This is a genomic window from Altererythrobacter ishigakiensis (assembly GCF_001663155.1).
GTDB classification, from domain to species: Bacteria; Pseudomonadota; Alphaproteobacteria; order Sphingomonadales; family Sphingomonadaceae; genus Erythrobacter; species Erythrobacter ishigakiensis.
Window position 1 is genome coordinate 2,103,791 of record NZ_CP015963.1, and the last position, 18,602, is coordinate 2,122,392.

Consider the following 18,602-nt stretch of genomic DNA (forward strand, 5'->3'; position numbering starts at 1 on the left):
CAGGGCCCAACCAGATGTGTCCGCTTGCCTCGCCAGTATGCTTTGCTAACACCGGTTCATGGCAAAAGCGGACGTCATCCCGGACAAAGACGCACTCAAGCGCGTCGGTAATCAGGTACGCTGGCGGATCGAGAATGATCCGCGGGCTTACAAGATCGAAACGGATAAGGCAGAGATCTTTGCGTTTGGCGACTTTCTGAGCGGCGCCGAATGCGAACGACTGTGCCTGATGATTGACCTGACTGCGAAGCCAAGCACTTTGCATGAAGAGGACTATTCAAGCGGTTTTCGGACTTCCTACTCAGGCGATCTGGATCCTTATGACCCCTTCGTCATGGGCATTTCGCGGCGGATTGATGACCTGCTTGGCATGAATCCCGTCTGCGGCGAAGCCATCCAAGGCCAGCGCTATCTGCCGGGTCAGGAATTCAAACCCCACAATGATTGGTTTTACACGACGGAGAAGTATTGGGAGCTAGAGCGCAAGCGCGGCGGGCAGCGGTGCTGGACGGCAATGGCTTTCTTGAACCAGGTCGAAGAAGGCGGCGACACGCATTTCACTGAAGTAGGCGTCAAGATTGAGCCGAAACCTGGTGTGCTGCTAGTGTGGAACAACGCAAAACCCGATGGCACACCCAATGTGGACACCATGCATGCAGGTACGCCCGTGGTGAAAGGGAGCAAATACGTTATCACCAAGTGGTATCGTACTCGGAAATGGACGTGATCGTTCAGGCTTTCGCGAGTGCCTCTGCGATCAGCTTGCGAGAATTCGCAACTCCATAGAGCGCGATAAAGCTCCCCATTCGCGGGCCTTGCTCCGAACCCAAGAGCGTTTCGTAAAGCGCCCGGAACCAATCACGCAGGTTTTCGAAGCCGAAATCTTCCTGTTTGCCGATTTCATAGACCATGGTCTGCAAATCTTCGGCAGGCGTTTCTTCCGATGCATTGGCGAGCCCCGCGTCAAGCGCTTTGAGCGCGTCCACTTCGCCGCCAACGGGTGCGCGCTTATTTAGCGTCGGCACAATGTAGTCACGGGTGTAGTTGATCGCGTTATCGATGAGCACCGCCAGCTCTGGGCGTATCTCGACATCGCCAAGATAAGTGCGCAGATAGTCGGTCAGCGCCTCTGGTGTGGCCTCTGCGCCCAGAACGCTGGCCAGGTTCAACAGCAAGCCGTAGCTAACGGGCAATGTCTCCCCCGCGCCGGGCGCTTCTTCCGCTTCATAGCCGCCGTTCGCGCGCAGCAAATGCCAAACCGGATTGCCCAACTGTTTGTCGAGGTCCTGTGTCGGAATGCGTTCACGGAACTGCCAGTAGTCATCTACTGCGCGCGGAATCACGCCCACATGCAGCTGCTTCGCGCTCTTGGGGTTGTTGAAGATGTAAAAGCCAAGGCTTTCTTCGCTGCCATACGTCAGCCATTCCTCGATCGTCAGGCCATTGCCCTTGGACTTCGAGATCTTCTCACCCTTTTCATCAAGGAACATCTCGTAAATCAGACCTTCGGGCTTACGGCCGCCCAGCACTTTCACAATCTTCCCCGATTGCACACCGCTATCGGTCAGGTCCTTGCCGTACATCTCATAATCGACATCAAGGGCGTACCAACGCATCGCCCAGTCGACTTTCCATTGCAGCTTGGACATGCCGCCAAGTGCAGACTGCTCAACAACACTGCCATCTTCGTCAGTGAAGCGGATCATCCCTGCTTCCGCGTCTAAGACCTCGACCGGCACCTGCAGCACCTTGCCCGTGTTAGGAGAGATCGGCAGGACAGGCGAATAGGTCTGGCGCCGCTCTTCGCGCAAAGTCGGTAGCATGATGTCGAGAATGTCTTGGTTTTTGCGCAGCACCTGGCGCAGCGCAGCATCGAAGCGACCGGAATTGTACATGTCGTTCGCGGCAACAAATTCATAGTCGAAGCCGAACCGGTCAAGAAATTCGCGCAGTTTGGTGTTGTTATGATGTGCGAAGCTTTCGTGCCCTTTCTCGAATGGATCGGGAATACGGGAAAGCGGCTTGTGCAGATTCTCTTCCAGCACATGCGCATTCGGAATGTTGTCCGGCACTTTGCGCAGGCCGTCCATATCATCGCTGAACGCCACAAGGCGCGTCTTGCCGTCTTCGGGCTTCGCGCCGATCATCGCTTCGAATGCGCGCCGAACCAGCGTGGTCCGCAATACCTCCTGGAAGGTACCGATATGCGGCAGACCTGATGGACCATAACCGGTTTCGAACAGGATCGGTGAGCCGTCCGGCTTTGCGCCATCTGGATAGCGTTTGAGCAAGCGCTGCGCCTCTTGAAAAGGCCATGCCTTGTTCACCCGTGCAGCTTCCATAAGATCGTTCATGCTCATGGGACAAGCCTCTTGCCCATCGGCCGCCGTGTTGCAAGCAAGATGTTGAGAGTGCGAAGACACGACTTGGCAAACTCCACCATTCTCGCTTCCAATCGGCTTGCGCTGTGTTCGCTCTGTGTTCTAACGACCATGAGGTGAGCGCAGCGCTTCCCTTTTCTCCTTTGGCCCTTTCCGCTTTGCATGCCAGCCATTCGGGCACGTGGCTGGTTCGCGCGAACGCACATACGGAGGCTGTGTCCAAAGGCGATGCGATCATGGCCGCGGCGGATACGCCGCTGCTGATTCTCAATGCGCCGCTGGTCGCGAACCGGCTGGGCTATCCTGATCTTTCCGGGCTCGATCTGCTCGAGCTCTACGCCTTTGTGCACCCTGCCCGGTTTTGTGTGCCTACTCCGCGCGGGCTGGCTGAAGCGCTGGAACTGGATGAGCCGGAATCAGATTCGGATGTACCGGCGTTCTTGCAAGAGGCGGCGGGTGCCTTGATCGCAGTTTGCCAGAGCGAGAACTGGTCCGAACGCGAAGGTGCGTGGAGCGCCCTTCAAAGCCTGGTCAAACTGAGATGGCCATGGGCACAAGTTTTGGCCCCTCATATCGCGCGGCCTGAACGCGCAGAGAAGTGGCTGTTCTCTCGGCTACCAGAGTGGGAGGAAGCGCCCGAGCGCCCTGCTCCTAAACAAATTGAGCTACCACCAGAGGCCGTGCTTAAACGGCTCGGCGAGCTGACAGGCGAAGGCGCAGAAAAACGCGAAGGCCAACAGATGTATTCGCGCGACGCCGCGCAAGTCTTTGCGCCGCGCGACAAGCGTGACAATCCGCACTTGTTGCTGGCACAAGCAGGTACCGGGATCGGCAAGACACTGGGCTATCTGGCGCCTGCTTCGCTGTGGTCGGAAGCGTCCGGCGGCACGGTCTGGGTGTCGACTTATACCAAGAACCTGCAGCGCCAGTTGCGTCAGGAAAGCCGCCGCGCATGGCCCGCAGAGCGCAGCGACGGGTCGCGCCCGGTTGTGGTGCGCAAGGGGCGTGAGAACTACCTTTGCCTGCTCAACCTGGAAGATGCCTTGCAAGGCGGGTTTGCCGGACGTGCTGCAATCCTGGCTCAGTTGGTGGCCCGCTGGGCGGCCTATTCTCAGGACGGGGATATGATCGGCGGCGATCTGCCCGGCTGGCTCGGCACGCTTTTCCGCAAACGCGGGATTGCCGCGTTGACCGATCAGCGCGGCGAATGCGTCTATGCAGGATGCCCGCATTACCGGAAATGCTTCATCGAACATGCCGCGCGTAGCTCTGCACAGGCTGATCTCGTAATCGCCAATCATGCCTTGGTGATGGTCAACGCAGCGCGTGGCCGTGATCACGCACAGCGCCCGACGCGCATCGTCTTCGATGAGGGACATCATGTTTTCGACGCGGCGGACTCGACCTTTGCTGCTGCCCTGACCGGACAGGAAGCGATCGAGCTGCGCCGCTGGATCATCGGGCCGGAGCGCAAAAACCGCGGACGGCGGCGAGGATTGGCGGCCCGGCTGGCAGACGTCGCAAGCTATGATGAAGCAGGCGGCAACGCGATTGAAGCAGCGGTCAACGCGGCGGAAGCATTGCCTGCAGAAGGATGGCTGCAACGGCTGAATGAGAACGACCCGTCGGGCCCAGTGGAGGCGCTGCTCGCCTCTGTCAGAGCGACCACTTACGCACGCGATGAAAGTGGTGGTCAGGAAGCAGGCTACGGAATCGAAACCGAAGCGGCCTCGCTACCGGGTGAGCTGATTCAAGCCGCAGGCGAAGCAGAAGAGGCGTTGGCCGCTATCCGTGCGCCCTTGATCAAGCTCGCTACACGGCTCGAAGCTGTGTTGGAGGACGCACCCGACTGGCTCGATGCGCAAGGCCGTGCACGCATCGATGGCGCACGCTACTCACTCAGCTGGCGGATCGACACGTTGGCCGCTTGGGAAGCGCTGCTTGAACGAATGGGCGGTCCTGCTGACCCCGAATTCGTTGACTGGCTGGCCGTGGACCGCAGCGATGCGCGCGAGTTTGACATTGGCGTTCATCGGCATTGGCTGGACCCGATGAAACCATTCGCCAAGGTCGTGCTTGAGCCTTCGCACGGCACAATGCTGACCAGCGCGACACTGACCAACCAAACCGAAGAAGGTCCGGATTGGCAAAGCGCTCTCGAACGATCTGGTGCACCGCATTTGGAGCTCGAACCGAAGCTGACGTCAGCCGAAAGCCCGTTCGATTATGCCAGCCGCGCCGAGGTTTTGATCGTCACCGACATCAAAAAGGGCGATCTGCCAGCGCTCGCAGGTGCATACGCGCGCCTGATCGAAGCATCGGATGGCGGATTGCTAGGTCTCTTCACGGCGATCCGCCGAATGCGCGCAGTGCACGGACGGATTGCAGACCGGCTCGCGCGCGCTGGTCTGCCATTATACGCGCAGCATGTTGATCCAATCGATACAGGCACGCTGGTCGACATTTTCCGCGATGATCCGCGGGCGTCGCTGCTGGGAACAGATGCCTTGCGTGACGGAGTAGACGTACCTGGTCATTCGCTGCGGTGCGTGGTGATGGAGCAAGTGCCTTGGCCGCGCCCGGATATCCTACACAAAGCGCGGAGGCTGGCAGGCGGGGGCAGCGCCTATGATGACAAGATTATCCGTGCGCGGTTGGCGCAGGCATTCGGCCGTCTGATCCGCAGCAAGGATGACGCAGGGCATTTCGTCGTGCTCTCCCCGGCTTTCCCCAGCCGATTGCTCAATGCCTTCCCCACGGGCACTCCTGTCATCAGATTGACGCTGGAAGAGGCTTTACAACGCGTCGCCGCTGGTGTTTCGAGTATCGATAACGCCGCTGACGTCCCTGTTGGAGAGGAACCTGCCTGACGTGAAGATCCTCGGTCTGTTCAGACACGCCAAGTCCGACTGGGACGATATGGCCAAGCGTGATTTCGATCGCGGCCTGAACGATCGTGGCCGGCGCGGTGCGAAGCTGATGGGCGATCATATCCGCAAGCACGGCATCAAATGGGGCACGGTGATCGCTAGCCCGGCCGAGCGTAATAGGCTGACGATGGAAGCCGCGATGCCCGATGCAGACGTGCAATATGACAAACGAATCTATCTCGCCAGCTCTGATACCATTCTGGAAACTGTTGCTGATCTGGCGGGCACCAGCGACACTGTCCTGGTGTCTGGACACAACCCGGGGATGCAGGAGGTACTGCTGGAACTGGTTTCAGAGGAGCACGAGAACAAGCTGTTCTTCGAGGCTGCGCGCAAGTTTCCGACGGCGTCCTATGCTGTGCTTGAGCTCGATATCGAGGACTGGTCTGAGCTAAAGCCACGATGCGGCAAGCTGGTGCATTTTGCCCGCCCGCGCGATCTCGATGCTGAATTGGGCCCTGAAGCCTAGCCAAGTACTTGACGCGGGCCCGGCCCCTGTTTGCTGAGATGATCGTCTTTGTTGAATAGCTGGCAGCGCGACAGGCTTAAGCAGCCGCAGCCGATACATCCATTCAATCTGTCGCGTGTCCGCTCAAGCTGGGTGATCTTCGCGTCCAATTGACCGCGGATTGACTGGCTGATCGCGTTCCAGTCGCTCGCCGTCGGCGTGCGGCCATGAGGCAGTTTAGCAAGCTCGGCCTCTATCTCTGACAACGCGAGCCCCAATTGTTGCGCAATCAGGATGAAGCTTAATCGCCGGATATCGCTGCGTAGAAAGCGCCGTTGGTTTCCTGCGGTGCGGATCGGCTCCACCAGCCCTTTTTCCTCGTAGAAACGGATCGCGGAAACGGACAAACCGGTCCTCCGCGCAAGATCCCCGATGGGGAGCAAGTCACTGGATTTCAGGCGCGATTGCATGAGTCCACCCTCAACTGAACTAATCCTTGACCTCAACTTAGGTTGAGATTGCACGATGGGCAAGTGAGATGATTCGGCTTGGTCCAATACGGACTAGCCCGATGCCGAAAATCGAAAGGAAATTGACATGCCCAAGGGCCAAATCGAACACGCGAATTTAACGGTGACCAACCCGGATCGCAGCGCTGACCTGTTCAAGAGTTTGCTGGGTTGGCACGAACGCTGGCGCGGCAAATCTCAAATGGGTGGAGACACAATCCACGTTGGCGACGAGACGACCTACCTCGCGCTCTACACAAATGACGACGCAAGGGGCGGTTACTCAAAGGGTCAGCCGCTCAATCATGTGGGCCTATTGGTCGATGATCTGGATGGTGCAGAAGCGATCGTCGCGGGCGCTGGCCTTAAGCCCTTCGGTCACGACGACTACGAACCGGGCAAACGTTTCTATTTCTTCGATTGGGACGGGATCGAGTTCGAAGTGGTTAGCTATGCGGAGGAGGCATGATGAACGAGCCGATCCTGCGCGAACCGATTTTCGCTCCTCCAAGCGACAGTCAGAGCAAGGAACGCTGCGATGCCACTCCGCCTGCCCAAGGCTGGTCAGTGCGGTCGAGGTTGATCGCACTATTCCACGGACGACATAAATTGCGCGCCTCGTCGGAAGACCCTGCTGTCCAGACACCATAGTTTTCGCGCGGCAAAATGACCGGCATGCGGGTGTGGACTTCACTTGCCGCACCCGCAGCATCGGTCATCACCATCGAATAACAATCGCCCCACTCGTCCGAGGTCCGCCAAATGCCGGCGCACGCGAACATCTCGCTATCGGGCAACGAAAGCCAGGTCCGTGTTTTGCTGCCCTTTGGTCCCTCAGCTTCGGCCCAAGCGGTGACGGGGATCAAGCAGCGACGCTCTTCGAAACTGTGCCGCCAAAAGAAACTGTCGAGCTTGTCCGTGCGTGTGTTGTTGACCGGCTTCGGCTTCAAGGGCTGGCCCTGCTTCCCCTTCATCACCAAGGGGAAGCCCCAGTTCATGCGTTTGAGCTGCCCTTCGGCCACGACCATGCCCGGATAGCCGGGAAACACTTCCCCGCTGAAATTCGCACCTCCAAGCGCATCGATCGCATCAAACCACTGTGCGACTTCGTCTTGGGTCTTGGTCATGCGGTAGAGGTTGCACATATCGCGTCAGGCCCCTGCATTTCCGACGACGAAGCACGCGAGCGCCATCAATGCACCGGCCCAACGGTTCGAGCGGAAGCGCGCAAGCGGATTGTCGGGGTCTGCAGGGTCTAGTGTCGCCACTTGCCACAACAAATGACCCGCCACCGGTATCAGCGCCAACAGCGCGATCCAGTCTGCCCGATAGAGCCAAAAACCAAGCGCCCACAGAGCCAGTGCGCCGAGATAGAATGCTGTCACGCCGCCCTTCACTGCCTCACCCATCCGTAGCGCAGAGGATTTGATACCGACCAAGGCGTCATCTTCCCGGTCCTGCAATGCGTAGATCGTGTCGTAGCCAATCACCCAGCAGATGCAGCCCGCATATAGGCTCGCCAGAGCATCCCAGTTATCCAGGCGCAGCTGCGTCCAACCGACCAGCAAGCCCCAGTTGAATACCAGACCGAGCCACGCCTGAGGCCACCAAGTGATGCGCTTCATGAAGGGATATGCAGCAACCAAAGCCAGACTTGCAAGTGCAACGGTCTGTGCTTCGAGACGCAATTGCAGCAGCACCACCAGCCCGATCAGGCAAAGCGCTACCAGCCAGCCCCATGCCAATTGCTTGCTGACACGGCCGCTTGCCACGGGGCGCGATGCTGTGCGTGCCACGCTGGCATCAAGATTGGCATCCACGATGTCATTGTAGACACAGCCCGCACCGCGCATCACGATTGCACCCAGCAACAGCCAGCCGAGCAAACTCAACTGCCAGCCAGCACCCGCCAGCCATACGCCAAACACACAGGGCCAAAACAGCAGCCACCAGCCAATCGGCCGGTCAAATCGCGCCAGTTGCGCGAGATCACGCGGCAATCGCGGCAGCCGCGCGACGAGGCCGCGATGCTCGCTATCGGGGACGATCTGATCGTTCATGCTTGCTCACTAGCGCCAGCCACGCTTAGTGGGAAGCCATGCCCGCTAAACCCGCCTGGCCGCCACGAAGCGCACCGCGATTGTTCGTGAACGATGAACTCACCGCCGGGCGCATATTCGCGATCGAAGGCCAACAAGCCCATTATCTCAGCAAGGTAATGCGCGTCCGCGATGGGGATGCAGTGATCCTATGCGACAATGTCACGGGCGAATGGGCAACGCGCGTTGGAAAGGTCGACAAACGACGCGTCGATTTGACTGTGGTCGAGAAACTTCGCGCTAGAGAAGAAGTACCGGACTTCTGGCTTTGCCCAGCTCTTCTCAAGAAGGACCGATTCGATCTTGTGCTGGAGAAAGCCACCGAGCTGGGTGTCGCAGAAATCCATCCGATACTTATGCGACGGTGTGTAGCGGACAAGCTCAATCTGGAGCGCGCAAACACCATCACAACCGAAGCTGCCGAACAATGCGCGCGAACCGCCTTGCCCGAACTGCGGGAGCCGGCAAAGCTCGACGCACTACTTCGCGGTTGGCCAAATGATCGCATTCTCTACTTCGCAGATGAAATGGGAGGAGAGCCTGCGGGTGATGCGTTTGCCACCAACAGCGGACCCGCTGCAATGCTGATCGGGCCCGAAGGCGGATTCGATGACTCGGAGCGAGAATTGCTTCGGTCACATCGGCACGTGAAACCTATTTCGCTCGGACCCCGAATATTAAGAGGCGAGACGGCGGCTATTGCCGCAACTGCGCTTTGGATGGGGATCAAGGGTGACTGGAACAATTAGCGCTTTTCACAAAGCCGTCAGTTGCCTATCGCAACTGGCATGAGCACGCGCGAAGCATCAGGGGCAGAAGACCCGATCATCGAATCTCGCGACCAGCTGGTTGCGCCGATGCAGGCTGGTGAAAAGCCGCGCGAAAAGTGGCGGATCGGGACCGAGCACGAAAAGCTCGTCTATTGCCGCAAGAAATTCACTGCGGTCTCCTATGATGAACCCTGTGGTATTCGCGACATCCTGCTGAATTTACAGCAGTTCGGCTGGGAGCCGGTGGAAGAAAACGGCAAGGTCATCGCAATGCGTGGCAGCGATGGCACGGTGAGTCTGGAACCGGCGGGCCAGCTTGAACTCTCCGGCGCTCCGCTTGAAAACCTGCACCAGACTTGCGCGGAAACCGGGCGTCATCTGGCGCAGGTGAAGGAAATCGGCGAGAAATGTGGTGTGGGTTTTCTCGGTCTCGGCATGTGGCCGGACAAGACCCGCGAAGAGCTGCCCATCATGCCGAAAGGGCGCTATGAGATAATGATGCGGCACATGCCAAAGGTCGGTAATCTGGGCCTTGATATGATGCTGCGCACCTGCACGATACAGGTGAACCTCGACTATTCGTCTGAGGCTGACATGGCGAAGAAGTTCCGCACTGGGCTGGCGCTTCAGCCACTTGCAACCGCGTTGTTCGCCAACTCACCGTTCACCGAAGGCAAGCCCAACGGCTATCTCAGCTATCGCTCGCACATCTGGTCAGACACCGATCCGCATCGCACAGGCATGCTGCCGTTCGTGTTCGAAGACGGCTTCGGCTATGAACGATGGGTCGACTACATGCTCGATGTGCCCATGTACTTCGTTTTTCGCGACGGGAAATACGTCGACGCTGCGGGCTTGAGCTTCCGCGATTTCCTTGAGGGGAAACTCTCCATACTTCCGGGCGAAAGGCCTACCGAAAGCGATTGGTGGGATCATCTTTCAACCGCTTTTCCTGAAGTGCGCTTGAAGAGCTTCCTTGAGATGCGCGGCGCCGATGGTGGACCGTGGAGCCGTATATGCGCCCTGCCCGCCTTCTGGGTCGGGCTCTTGTATGACGATAGTGCGCTGGATGCAGCGTGGGATCTGGTCAAGAACTGGACGATGGAGGAGCGCGAAACGCTGCGTAATGACGTACCGCGGGTTGCGCTAGATGCCGAAATTCCTGGAGGCGGGCGCTTACAAGACCTGGCCCGTGAAGTGCTGGCAATTGCGCGCCAAGGGCTCAATGCTCGCGCCCGGCTCAATTCAAGCGGCGACAACGAAACCGGGTTTCTTGAGACACTCGACGAGATTGTCGAAAGCGGCAAGGTTCCCGCGCAACGGCTACTCGATATGTATCACGGCGAGTGGAACGGTGATGTTAGCCGGGTCTACAAATACAGCTTCTAAGGGAGAGATCTGATGATCCAGATCAACGGTACTATCACATTGGCCCCCGGCACAATCGCAGACAATCCCGACACTGTCGAAGCGATCAAAACAATGGTCGCCGCCAGCCGCGCAGAGGATGGCTGCCTGACCTACACTTTCGCTCAGGACCTGTCGGATCCCGATACGATCATCATCTATGAACGCTGGCGCGATCAGGAAGTACTAGCAGCGCATGGCAAGAGCGCGCACATGGCCGAATTTCAAAAGGTTATGGCGGCAAATCCGCCCGTTGGCCGGGATTTGCGCATCTATCATACCGACGAGGGTAACCCGCTGTAAGCGCAGAGCCTAGCGGAAAGCTGAAATACGCCCGCTATCATCCAAAATGTACAGCGTGCCGTCCGCAACAATCGGAGGCACGGTGACAGGTTGCTTCAGATCGAGATATTGCTGAGCTGAGCCTTCACCGGTGCTTACTTTGTAAAGCTGCCCTTCCGAGCTTGCGACCCATAGGTTGCCACCTGCCAGAACTGGGCCTGTCCAGAAGATGGGGCCTGTGCGGTTCTTCTCTTTGCGGAACTGCTGAAGCTGTGTCATCCAGCGAACACGTCCTGTCGAACGAGCAATGGCGAGCAGCCGGGCATCATCGGTAAGCGTAAAGATCCATTCACCAGCAATCGCCGGTGTCGATATTCCAGCCAGGCTGAGTTCCCAGATGCGCTGACCAGTGAGCAATTCGTAAGCCGCCATGCGGCCACCCTGCCCCAACGCATAAACCCGGCCGTCAGAGATAATCGGATCAGCATCAATATCGCTGATCGCGCCAACCTCGGTCGATATTGACGTGCGCGCCAGCGCGTCTGCCCAAAGAACGCGTCCGTTTTCATAGCGATACGCGCTCAGTTCACCTGAAGAATAGCCTGCAATAACAGATCCCTGACCTGCGGCCGGTGCCGCGACGCCGAAGACGCCAGCTTGCGTGGCTGAGCCCGATTCTTGCCAAATCAGTTCGCCATTCTCTGCATTGAGCGCGAATATCTGGTTATCCTGCGTCATCACAAAAACTTGGCCGAAAGCAATCGTAGGAGAACCGCGCAGCGGCCCGGCGGGCTGAACCTTCCACACTTCTGCGCCCGTTTCTGCATCCAGAGCCAGCACCTCGCCCACGCCGTTGGTCGCAAATACACGATTGCCACTAATACTGGCACCGCCGCCGAATGCTGAGCCCGAAAGATTACCGGGGATGTCCATGCGATGGCGCCAAAGCGAAGCGCCTGTTGCTGCATCCAGCGCATGCACAACGCCTTCCGTATCGACTGCCACCAGCTTGCCGCCGCTCACAACCGGCGCGGCCGCCAGCCTTGCCCGATTACTTGATCCGGCAATTGTCGCGGTCCAGACGCGCGTGGGATTCTCGGCGAGGCTCAGATGTCCGTATGCCTTGCTCGCAGTGCCGCTAACCTGCGACCAATCGGCATTGGTTTGAGCGGCAGGCAAGACAACATCCACGCCCGCCAGGCTGGGATCGACCTTTGCGCCGCTCTCGATACGCGTCAGCACCGGAATACGCTCGCCAACCGTCGGCGTTGTCCGTTTGTCACCGCCCCCGGCGCAACCTGTCAGCACTGTGCCGGCCAGTGCTACTGCGAAGACTGAACGTGAAAATTTGCGTGTCATAAGCTGGTTCGATCCCGGTCGAAAATTCGGACTAATCTACTGTTGTGGTGCGGTGTTTGCGCCCGCTTCTTGCTGCGCCATGAATTCGTCAGCATCCTCAATCGCGTCGACCCCCATCAGGCCGGCCATCTGACGCGCCCGCGCGCGAAGCGTTTCTGGTACATCTTCGTTGCGAGCAATCTCTCCAAACAGCGTGCCCGCTTGCTCGCTGTTACCCTGCTCTGCATACGCCATCGCAACCAATTCTCCGGCGCTGCCAAACCATGGGTTGCCGGGTACCGCCAACGGCCCCAGCCTCTCGATTACCTCTGAAGGGTCGCGGGTGTCGAAGCTGGCCGACATTTCGCGTATCAAAGCCAGATCGCGTAAAACCGGTGGTGTCCCCTCATCAGCTGCAACTTGCGCATAAAGCTCAACCGCATCAGCCACGCGATCCTGATCCATCGCAATACCTGCCTGCATCAGCATCGCTGCGGCCTTTGCTCCACCCTCGCTATCGCCAGCCAACGCGGCAGCAGACGCGCTCGCGCTATCGAAATTACCAGCCTCCGCCTGATCAAGCGCGGCGGTCAGCGCCTCTGAGCTGGCTTCCATCGCGGCTTCACGCTGTCCGTCCCAGAACAGATAACCGCCGAACGCGAGCAAGCCGAGCACGACCAACACGATCAGTGGTGTACCGTATTTCTGGCCGAATTCACGATACTGGTCTTCGCGAACAGCATCGTCAATTTCGCGCATCAGGACCTCGTCCTGAGCAGCCTTCTCTTCTTCAGGGCTTTTCTTTTTAGTGGGTGTCAGCGCCACGTTCTGGCTCTTTCCTCAAACTTAATAACGTCGTGCGGCGGGCTTTAGGGGGGTAGAACGCCAACCGCAATCCCGGTTTATGTGTGTCCCCGAAAGGTTGAACGGTACGTGAAGCGATTTGCAAGGGGTCAACGAGTCATTGCTGACTTATATAGTTCACTCAAACCCTCGGCCGACTCTGTTTGATTGAAATTTTTCAGCGCGGTTTCACGGCTTTCCTTCGCCACCCGCTCGCGCTTCTTCTCGTCCAGTATCAAATCTTCCAATCCGGAAAGAAGCCCGCCATCGGAAGCCTTGATCACCGGGGTTGCGGCCGCCATCGCCTTTGCCGTGCCGGACGCGAACTCATACCGCCCCGCCATTTCGACATAAAGATCACAAAGCGCGAGTGCCTTGGCCTCGTCAGCTCCTCGTCCAAGCATATGAACCCGGTGGCTAAGTCCAAGCTCGTCTGCTCTCGCACGAATAACATCAGTGGGAGTATCGCCAGCGATCAAAACCAAATGCCAATCGCGCGGAAGATCAGGACCCAGATTGAGAAGTTCGGCGGCGGCCTCGTCATCGCCGGGCCTCAGAAACGCACCGATCCATTTCTCAGTCGGACGCTTAATCAGGCCCGGTAACGCGTCTGGCTTAGCATTTGGCCGGAACCGTTTGAGATCGATCCCGGGCTCAATAGTCGCAACACGTGCAGGCGGAACACCCCAATGGCTTGCAGCGAAATCGCCTATCGATTGAACCGGCGTCACAAAAGTGTGGACGGAGCCAAGGGCAATGCGACGGATAATCTTGCGCTTCAAACGTGCTTCCTGCGCTTCAAAGTCCGCCGATCCGTGTTCCTGATGGATCAGAGGCGGCAGTCCGAGGTGTTGGCCGAAAACTTTGTGCGCGAGCGCAACATTGATGGCTTCCCAGCCGTGACTGACAACCAGATCGTAACCCTTCATCGCCTGTGCAATTGAAATAAGCTTGGCTGGGCCGGGCTGACCAGAGAATCGCGGAAAGCCGGCCGGAGCCTCGGCATCGGCGATGCAATGGAGAATATGAGGCGATGGGACTGCCATTTGAGCTCAGCTCAAGCGACGTCAGCAAGCAGCGACTTGATCGCTGCAATCGATTCAGGTTCATCGAGCATCGGGGCATGGCCGATGCTCGGAACCGTTACCGTGCGCAGAGTGCCGTGTTCTGCAGTCATTCGCTCCAGCGTTTGCTCGGATAACAAGTCGGACAATTCGCCGCGTACAAGCAAGGTAGGTGTCTCGCTCAAAGCCTTGAAGGCAGGCCACAAATCGGGCTGCGGCGCGTCATTTGCCGATCTGAATGGCTCAGCGATACCCATGTCATAATCAAGCGCAATCCGTCCATTCTGTCCCAGCACCATGGTGCGCTTTGCCATCTCGAGCCAATCGTCGATTGAATAGTCCGGGAAACTCGCGCCGTGGGTTTCCCGCAAAGAGTTCGCCGCGTGCATCCATGTGTCGAAGCTGCGCCCCTGCCCCACATAGCTGGCAATATGTGCCAGCCCTTTTGGGTCAATTTCAGGGCCAATATCATTAAGTACCGCTGCAGCGATCCGTTTGGCATCTCGCGCTGCCATCAACATAGTCATCAGCCCGCCCATCGACGTACCGATCACGACAAAGCTTTCGATGCCCAACTCGCTTAGAAGCGTCTCTACATCCTTGATATAAGTAGGCGGCGTATAGGTTGCAGTATCCTTTGCGTATTCGCTGTTCCCACGCCCCCTCATCTCAGGCACGATTATCCGCCGGTCGCCCGCCAACTCCTCTGCAACCGGGGCAAAATCGCGCGAATTGCGGGTCAGCCCGTGCAAGCATAAGACCGGCAGCTTATCGGATGGGCCGGCATAGTCGCGATAGTAAAGTTTCAGCCCATCGGGGCTGGTCCAGTACTCTTCTGTGTAGGATCCGCTCATAGACGAGGTGCCTTGGCGAAAATGCATCGGAAATCAAGTAACGAGATATCAGCGTGCACCAGTGTGTGCTTGCAGTCATGCCTGCAATCCCCCAACTATTGCTGCATGCCAAGCGCCCCCAAAGCCTCACCCTACACCCCCGACACCGAAATCAGCCAAGTCGCCGATTGGTTGGGATTTCCAGTGAATAGCGCTGATTTTCCCGAAACACGGGTACGCTTTCGTAATGATCGATGGGCGGGTGCAGTGGGGTTGAGCGGGCTCAACGACGATGAATGGGCGCAACATTTTGGCCGGTTCATTCCCCTCAAAGACAATCTGCCCCAACCGCTTGCACTTGCGTATCACGGACATCAGTTCCGGGTTTACAATCCGGAAATCGGCGACGGACGAGGTTTTCTGTTTGCGCAGATGCGCGATGGAGACGGGCGTTTGCTTGATTTGGGAACGAAGGGGTCTGGCCAAACGCCGTTTAGCCGAGCGGGTGATGGACGGTTGACGTTAAAGGGCGGAGTACGCGAAATTCTCGCCACAGAGATGCTCGAAGCGTTAGGCGTAGATACATCCAAGACCTTCTCGATCATCGAAACCGGTGAAGAGCTGATGCGTAATGATGAGCCATCACCCACGCGCTCCGCCGTGATGGTAAGATTGAGCCACGGGCATATCCGCATCGGCAGCTTTCAACGTTTGCTGGCACATGAAGAGCGCGAACAGATGGAAGCGCTGGTAACTTATTGTCTCAAGCATTTCCCAGGACCACTACCGCCCGCAGATGCACCGGGGCGCGACGAACCAGCCGTGCAGCTGCTGCATAACGTAGTGGAGCGATTGGCTGACCTCGCCGCCGCGTGGATGGTCGCAGGCTTCGTTCATGGAGTGCTCAACACCGACAATATGAACATCTCGGGCGAAAGTTTCGACTATGGCCCATGGCGTTGGCTGCCTGCCTGGGACCCGGGTTTCACTGCCGCCTATTTCGACCAACAGGGTTTATATGCCTTTGGTCGACAGCCCGAAGCGCTGCATTGGAATTGCGGACAACTAGCCGTTGCTCTGAGACTATTGTGCGATGCCGAGCCGCTGATTGCAGCTCTCAATCGTTTCGGGCCACTGTATATGAAGGCAGTGGCGAGGCGCTGGTGTTGGCGGCTGGGTGTTCATCAGCGTGACGAAGAGCAAGACGCAACACTTGTCGCTGCTTGTGAAAAGCAACTGCGCGAGAGCGGGTCACAGCCCGATGCTTTCTTCTTCGCACATCGTGGTGGCCAAAACGCGGGCGGCGAACTGGCCGAGGTATTGGCCGGATATCGCTCCAGAGACGAAAATCATGAATACTGGAGCGATGATGCGCCGCAGTCGATGTTGATTGAAGAGGTTGAAGCGATCTGGTCTGCGATCGACGAGCGAGATGACTGGCAGCCGCTCCATGACAAGGTTGCTGCCATTCGCCGGATGGGCGAAGCGCATGGTCCCGCTCCTGAACCTATGGGCCACTTGCGCGCTGGCAACTGATCCCTAAATCCGCGCAAAGAGGGATAAATCACCCCTTCCCATTTCAACCCGCCGCGACTAACCGAATTTGTGGAGGGAGGCTTCAAGCCCAAACGTGAGCGACAATACCTACATCTCTTATGAGCCGGCCACCGGCAATGAGCTATGGCGTGGCGAAGCAAGCAACGTCGACGCAGCCGTTGCGGCTGCGCGCCGTGCTTGGCCCGTATGGGCCGGGCAATCGTTGCCCAAGCGCATCGAGCTTGTGCGCCAGTTCGCCAATCAGGTTCGCAAGCGCGCCGACGAATTCGCCGAGCTTATCGCTCGTGAGACCGGAAAACCGCTTTGGGAAGCGCGCACTGAAGTCGACGCGGTGGTCAACAAGGTTGAAATCTCAATCAACGCTTACGCTGAGCGTACTGGCAAGAAAAAGCTCGACAGCGCACTGCAAGGGACGGCAGCGGTACGTCACAAGCCGCATGGCGTCATGGTTGTGCTGGGACCCTATAACTTTCCCGCCCACTTACCCAACGGCCACATCGTTCCTGCACTGATCGCGGGCAACACGATCGTATTCAAACCAAGCGAGAAAACACCCGCAGTTGGCGTGTTTCTGATCGATTGCTTCCACAAGGCAGGTATTCCTGAGGAAGCAGTGCAAATCGTGATCGGCGGGGTTGAAGAAGGCAAGGCTCTGGTCAGCCATTCCGGCGTAGACGGGGTACTGTTCACTGGCTCTGTTCAGGCAGGCATCGCAATCAATCGTGCCTTGGCGACTAATCCAGGAAAGATTGTCGCTCTGGAAATGGGCGGCAATAATCCGATTGTCGTGTTGGATACCCCGCTGCTTGAGGACGCAGCTGTGCTGATCGTCCAATCTGCGTTCACCACCGCCGGTCAACGTTGCACCGCTGGTCGTCGGTTGATTGTGCTTGAAAGCGTTTATGAGCCGCTGATGGAAGAGCTGCTCAAGCTCACCAAACGGTTGATCGTCGATGAGCCTTTCGCTGAACCTGCGCCGTTTTTCGGCCCGGTCATCGATAATGACACCGCGGATAAGCTGATGCAGAGCTTCGTTCATCTGATCGGAATGGGCGGCAAACCAATCCAGCACTTGCGCCGGCCGGACGAAAGCAAGCCGTTTCTCAAGCCCGGGATTATCGACCTTACAGAGGTTGAGGACCGGCCTGATGTCGAGCTGTTCGGGCCGATCCTGCAAGTTGTCAGAGTGAAAGATTTCGACGCGGCAATCGCCGAAGCTAACAACACGCGCTTTGGCCTGTCAGCATCACTGATCGGCGGCAGGCCGCAGGATTATGACCGCTTTTGGGCTAATGTTCGCGCTGGCATCATTAACTGGAACCGCCCAACCAACGGAGCGTCATCGGCAGCACCGTTCGGTGGCATCGGCCTATCGGGCAATCACCGGCCGGCAGCTTACTATGCTGCCGACTATTGCGCTTACCCCGTCGCCAGCACTGAAATGAAGCAGCCGCGTGCAACCATCGGTGTTGGCGTTTCCAAAGACTAACCCTGGGCCAGGCTCGTAGAAAACGCCCCCCTGCGCAAGCAAGGGAGCGTTTCCCGCGGCTTGGTGGATGCCGCGCCGGAACCGCTCGGATTAAGCGGCTCAAGTTCGTGTTCGGATCATTTCATTACCGGCAACGTGAATTGCTCCGGTCGATCTCGCGGCCGAGCATAGCGCCGCCTACTGCGCCAAGCAGAGTGCCGAGCGTCTTGTCGCCGCGTCCGGCCACTTCGTTACCGATTAACCCGCCAACGCCGGCACCAATCAACAGACCAGTCGTACCGTCTTCCTTGCGACAGTAATACCGCCCGTCGCGGGCGCGCCAGATTCGCGTGTCGCGATAGATCGGTTCACCGTAATAGCTCCTGTCATCGTAGTAGCGACGATCATCGTAATGATTCCGGTGACCATAGGCATGGCCGCGCGCATGATAGGGGTGCCGCTTCTTGCGCTTATGTTCAGCCGTCATGTCGCCGATGGCTGGCGAAGGGACAAAGTGCGATTGCGCCGCGGGTACTGGCTGCATGAGATCGGCGGCCTGCGTGGGAGTGGCCACAGCAAATGCCAATCCTGCAGCTGCTGCGAAGGCAAATTTCTTTTCGATTGCGGCAGTCATCTTGTTATCTCCACTTCTCATCGAGCGCTTCTTTGCGGG

The 18,602-nt window shown here is 58.0% G+C and carries 18 protein-coding genes; 9 read left to right on the plus strand and 9 right to left on the minus strand.

The features are described 5' to 3' along the window. Positions 1 to 58 precede the first annotated feature (58 nt). Entirely contained in the window at positions 59 to 727 is a 669-nt protein-coding gene (locus A6F69_RS10035) for a prolyl hydroxylase family protein (RefSeq protein ID WP_067600692.1), read from the plus strand. A 4-nt stretch (positions 728 to 731) separates the two neighbouring features. Here the strand turns inward: A6F69_RS10035 and A6F69_RS10040 are convergent, their stop codons facing one another. Next, on the minus strand, positions 732 to 2,360 hold the full coding sequence (locus tag A6F69_RS10040; protein ID WP_067600695.1) for a lysine--tRNA ligase: 1,629 nt from the start codon (positions 2,358 to 2,360) through the stop codon (positions 732 to 734). 257 nt (positions 2,361 to 2,617) lie between these two features. Here A6F69_RS10040 and A6F69_RS10045 point away from each other — a divergent pair, with 257 nt between their 5' ends. Next, entirely contained in the window at positions 2,618 to 5,251 is a 2,634-nt protein-coding gene (locus A6F69_RS10045) for an ATP-dependent DNA helicase (RefSeq protein WP_425388082.1), read from the plus strand. A gap of 1 nt (position 5,252) precedes the next feature. Next, positions 5,253 to 5,780, plus strand: coding sequence for a SixA phosphatase family protein (locus A6F69_RS10050; RefSeq protein ID WP_067600701.1), 528 nt, complete (start codon positions 5,253 to 5,255; stop codon positions 5,778 to 5,780). Here the strand turns inward: A6F69_RS10050 and soxR are convergent. Further along, positions 5,777 to 6,229: a redox-sensitive transcriptional activator SoxR gene (soxR, locus tag A6F69_RS10055; RefSeq protein WP_067600703.1), complete on the minus strand. Its 453-nt coding sequence runs from the start codon at positions 6,227 to 6,229 to the stop codon at positions 5,777 to 5,779. The genes A6F69_RS10050 and soxR overlap by 4 nt on opposite strands. A 127-nt stretch (positions 6,230 to 6,356) precedes the next feature. Here soxR and A6F69_RS10060 point away from each other — a divergent pair, with 127 nt between their 5' ends. Beyond that, positions 6,357 to 6,737: a VOC family protein gene (locus A6F69_RS10060; RefSeq protein ID WP_067600705.1), complete on the plus strand. Its 381-nt coding sequence runs from the start codon at positions 6,357 to 6,359 to the stop codon at positions 6,735 to 6,737. 49 nt (positions 6,738 to 6,786) lie between these two features. Here the strand turns inward: A6F69_RS10060 and A6F69_RS10065 are convergent, their stop codons facing one another. Continuing rightward, positions 6,787 to 7,413: an SOS response-associated peptidase gene (locus A6F69_RS10065; protein ID WP_067600707.1), complete on the minus strand. Its 627-nt coding sequence runs from the start codon at positions 7,411 to 7,413 to the stop codon at positions 6,787 to 6,789. 6 nt (positions 7,414 to 7,419) lie between these two features. Beyond that, positions 7,420 to 8,328: a 4-hydroxybenzoate octaprenyltransferase gene (gene ubiA / locus A6F69_RS10070; protein ID WP_067600711.1), complete on the minus strand. Its 909-nt coding sequence runs from the start codon at positions 8,326 to 8,328 to the stop codon at positions 7,420 to 7,422. 38 nt (positions 8,329 to 8,366) lie between these two features. On the opposite strand from ubiA, the gene A6F69_RS10075 reads away from it, so the two are divergent. From A6F69_RS10075 to A6F69_RS10085, 3 genes are read left to right on the plus strand one after another with little or no spacing between them, the layout of a single operon-like run. Then, positions 8,367 to 9,116: a 16S rRNA (uracil(1498)-N(3))-methyltransferase gene (locus A6F69_RS10075; protein WP_067600714.1), complete on the plus strand. Its 750-nt coding sequence runs from the start codon at positions 8,367 to 8,369 to the stop codon at positions 9,114 to 9,116. Between the two features lie 39 nt (positions 9,117 to 9,155). Continuing rightward, the gene (locus tag A6F69_RS10080) at positions 9,156 to 10,526 is read left to right on the plus strand and encodes a glutamate--cysteine ligase (protein ID WP_067600717.1); all 1,371 of its coding nucleotides are present in this window, start codon (positions 9,156 to 9,158) and stop codon (positions 10,524 to 10,526) included. Between the two features lie 12 nt (positions 10,527 to 10,538). Beyond that, positions 10,539 to 10,847 (plus strand): putative quinol monooxygenase, encoded by a 309-nt coding sequence (locus A6F69_RS10085; protein WP_067600720.1) that lies wholly within the window; start codon positions 10,539 to 10,541, stop codon positions 10,845 to 10,847. A gap of 9 nt (positions 10,848 to 10,856) precedes the next feature. Here A6F69_RS10085 and A6F69_RS10090 read toward each other — a convergent pair whose 3' ends face one another. From A6F69_RS10090 to A6F69_RS10105, 4 genes are all read right to left on the minus strand, one after another. After that, the gene (locus A6F69_RS10090) at positions 10,857 to 12,185 is read right to left on the minus strand and encodes an outer membrane protein assembly factor BamB family protein (RefSeq protein ID WP_067600723.1); all 1,329 of its coding nucleotides are present in this window, start codon (positions 12,183 to 12,185) and stop codon (positions 10,857 to 10,859) included. Positions 12,186 to 12,221: 36 nt separating this feature from the next. Further along, positions 12,222 to 12,989, minus strand: coding sequence for a tetratricopeptide repeat protein (locus A6F69_RS10095; RefSeq protein WP_067600726.1), 768 nt, complete (start codon positions 12,987 to 12,989; stop codon positions 12,222 to 12,224). Between the two features lie 128 nt (positions 12,990 to 13,117). Further along, positions 13,118 to 14,053, minus strand: coding sequence for a glycosyltransferase family 4 protein (locus A6F69_RS10100; RefSeq protein ID WP_067600729.1), 936 nt, complete (start codon positions 14,051 to 14,053; stop codon positions 13,118 to 13,120). Between the two features lie 11 nt (positions 14,054 to 14,064). Further along, positions 14,065 to 14,925 (minus strand): alpha/beta fold hydrolase, encoded by an 861-nt coding sequence (locus A6F69_RS10105; RefSeq protein ID WP_067600732.1) that lies wholly within the window; start codon positions 14,923 to 14,925, stop codon positions 14,065 to 14,067. Positions 14,926 to 15,030: 105 nt separating this feature from the next. On the opposite strand from A6F69_RS10105, the gene A6F69_RS10110 reads away from it, so the two are divergent. Beyond that, positions 15,031 to 16,440: a protein adenylyltransferase SelO family protein gene (locus tag A6F69_RS10110; protein WP_067600735.1), complete on the plus strand. Its 1,410-nt coding sequence runs from the start codon at positions 15,031 to 15,033 to the stop codon at positions 16,438 to 16,440. Positions 16,441 to 16,534: 94 nt separating this feature from the next. Further along, positions 16,535 to 17,950 carry a succinylglutamate-semialdehyde dehydrogenase gene (gene astD, locus A6F69_RS10115; RefSeq protein WP_083984764.1) on the plus strand — a complete coding sequence of 472 codons (1,416 nt, stop codon included), beginning with the start codon at positions 16,535 to 16,537 and terminating at the stop codon, positions 17,948 to 17,950. Positions 17,951 to 18,074: 124 nt separating this feature from the next. Here astD and A6F69_RS10120 read toward each other — a convergent pair whose 3' ends face one another. Beyond that, a complete protein-coding gene (locus tag A6F69_RS10120) occupies positions 18,075 to 18,563 on the minus strand; it encodes a glycine zipper 2TM domain-containing protein (protein ID WP_245638230.1) in 489 nt (162 codons plus the stop codon). Between the last annotated feature and the right edge of the window lie 39 nt (positions 18,564 to 18,602).

What these genes read in the sequence shown, in the direction of transcription:
- A6F69_RS10035 (WP_067600692.1), top strand. Translation starts at nt 59, where the DNA reads ATGGCAAAAGCGGACGTCATCCCGGACAAAGACGCACTCAAGCGCGTC.
- A6F69_RS10040 (WP_067600695.1), bottom strand. Translation starts at nt 2,360, where the DNA reads ATGAGCATGAACGATCTTATGGAAGCTGCACGGGTGAACAAGGCATGG.
- A6F69_RS10045 (WP_425388082.1), top strand. Translation starts at nt 2,618, where the DNA reads ATGGCCGCGGCGGATACGCCGCTGCTGATTCTCAATGCGCCGCTGGTC.
- soxR (WP_067600703.1), bottom strand. Translation starts at nt 6,229, where the DNA reads ATGCAATCGCGCCTGAAATCCAGTGACTTGCTCCCCATCGGGGATCTT.
- A6F69_RS10060 (WP_067600705.1), top strand. Translation starts at nt 6,357, where the DNA reads ATGCCCAAGGGCCAAATCGAACACGCGAATTTAACGGTGACCAACCCG.
- A6F69_RS10065 (WP_067600707.1), bottom strand. Translation starts at nt 7,413, where the DNA reads ATGTGCAACCTCTACCGCATGACCAAGACCCAAGACGAAGTCGCACAG.
- ubiA (WP_067600711.1), bottom strand. Translation starts at nt 8,328, where the DNA reads ATGAACGATCAGATCGTCCCCGATAGCGAGCATCGCGGCCTCGTCGCG.
- A6F69_RS10075 (WP_067600714.1), top strand. Translation starts at nt 8,367, where the DNA reads ATGCCCGCTAAACCCGCCTGGCCGCCACGAAGCGCACCGCGATTGTTC.
- A6F69_RS10080 (WP_067600717.1), top strand. Translation starts at nt 9,156, where the DNA reads ATGAGCACGCGCGAAGCATCAGGGGCAGAAGACCCGATCATCGAATCT.
- A6F69_RS10085 (WP_067600720.1), top strand. Translation starts at nt 10,539, where the DNA reads ATGATCCAGATCAACGGTACTATCACATTGGCCCCCGGCACAATCGCA.
- A6F69_RS10090 (WP_067600723.1), bottom strand. Translation starts at nt 12,185, where the DNA reads ATGACACGCAAATTTTCACGTTCAGTCTTCGCAGTAGCACTGGCCGGC.
- A6F69_RS10100 (WP_067600729.1), bottom strand. Translation starts at nt 14,053, where the DNA reads ATGGCAGTCCCATCGCCTCATATTCTCCATTGCATCGCCGATGCCGAG.
- A6F69_RS10105 (WP_067600732.1), bottom strand. Translation starts at nt 14,925, where the DNA reads ATGAGCGGATCCTACACAGAAGAGTACTGGACCAGCCCCGATGGGCTG.
- A6F69_RS10110 (WP_067600735.1), top strand. Translation starts at nt 15,031, where the DNA reads ATGCCAAGCGCCCCCAAAGCCTCACCCTACACCCCCGACACCGAAATC.
- A6F69_RS10120 (WP_245638230.1), bottom strand. Translation starts at nt 18,563, where the DNA reads ATGACTGCCGCAATCGAAAAGAAATTTGCCTTCGCAGCAGCTGCAGGA.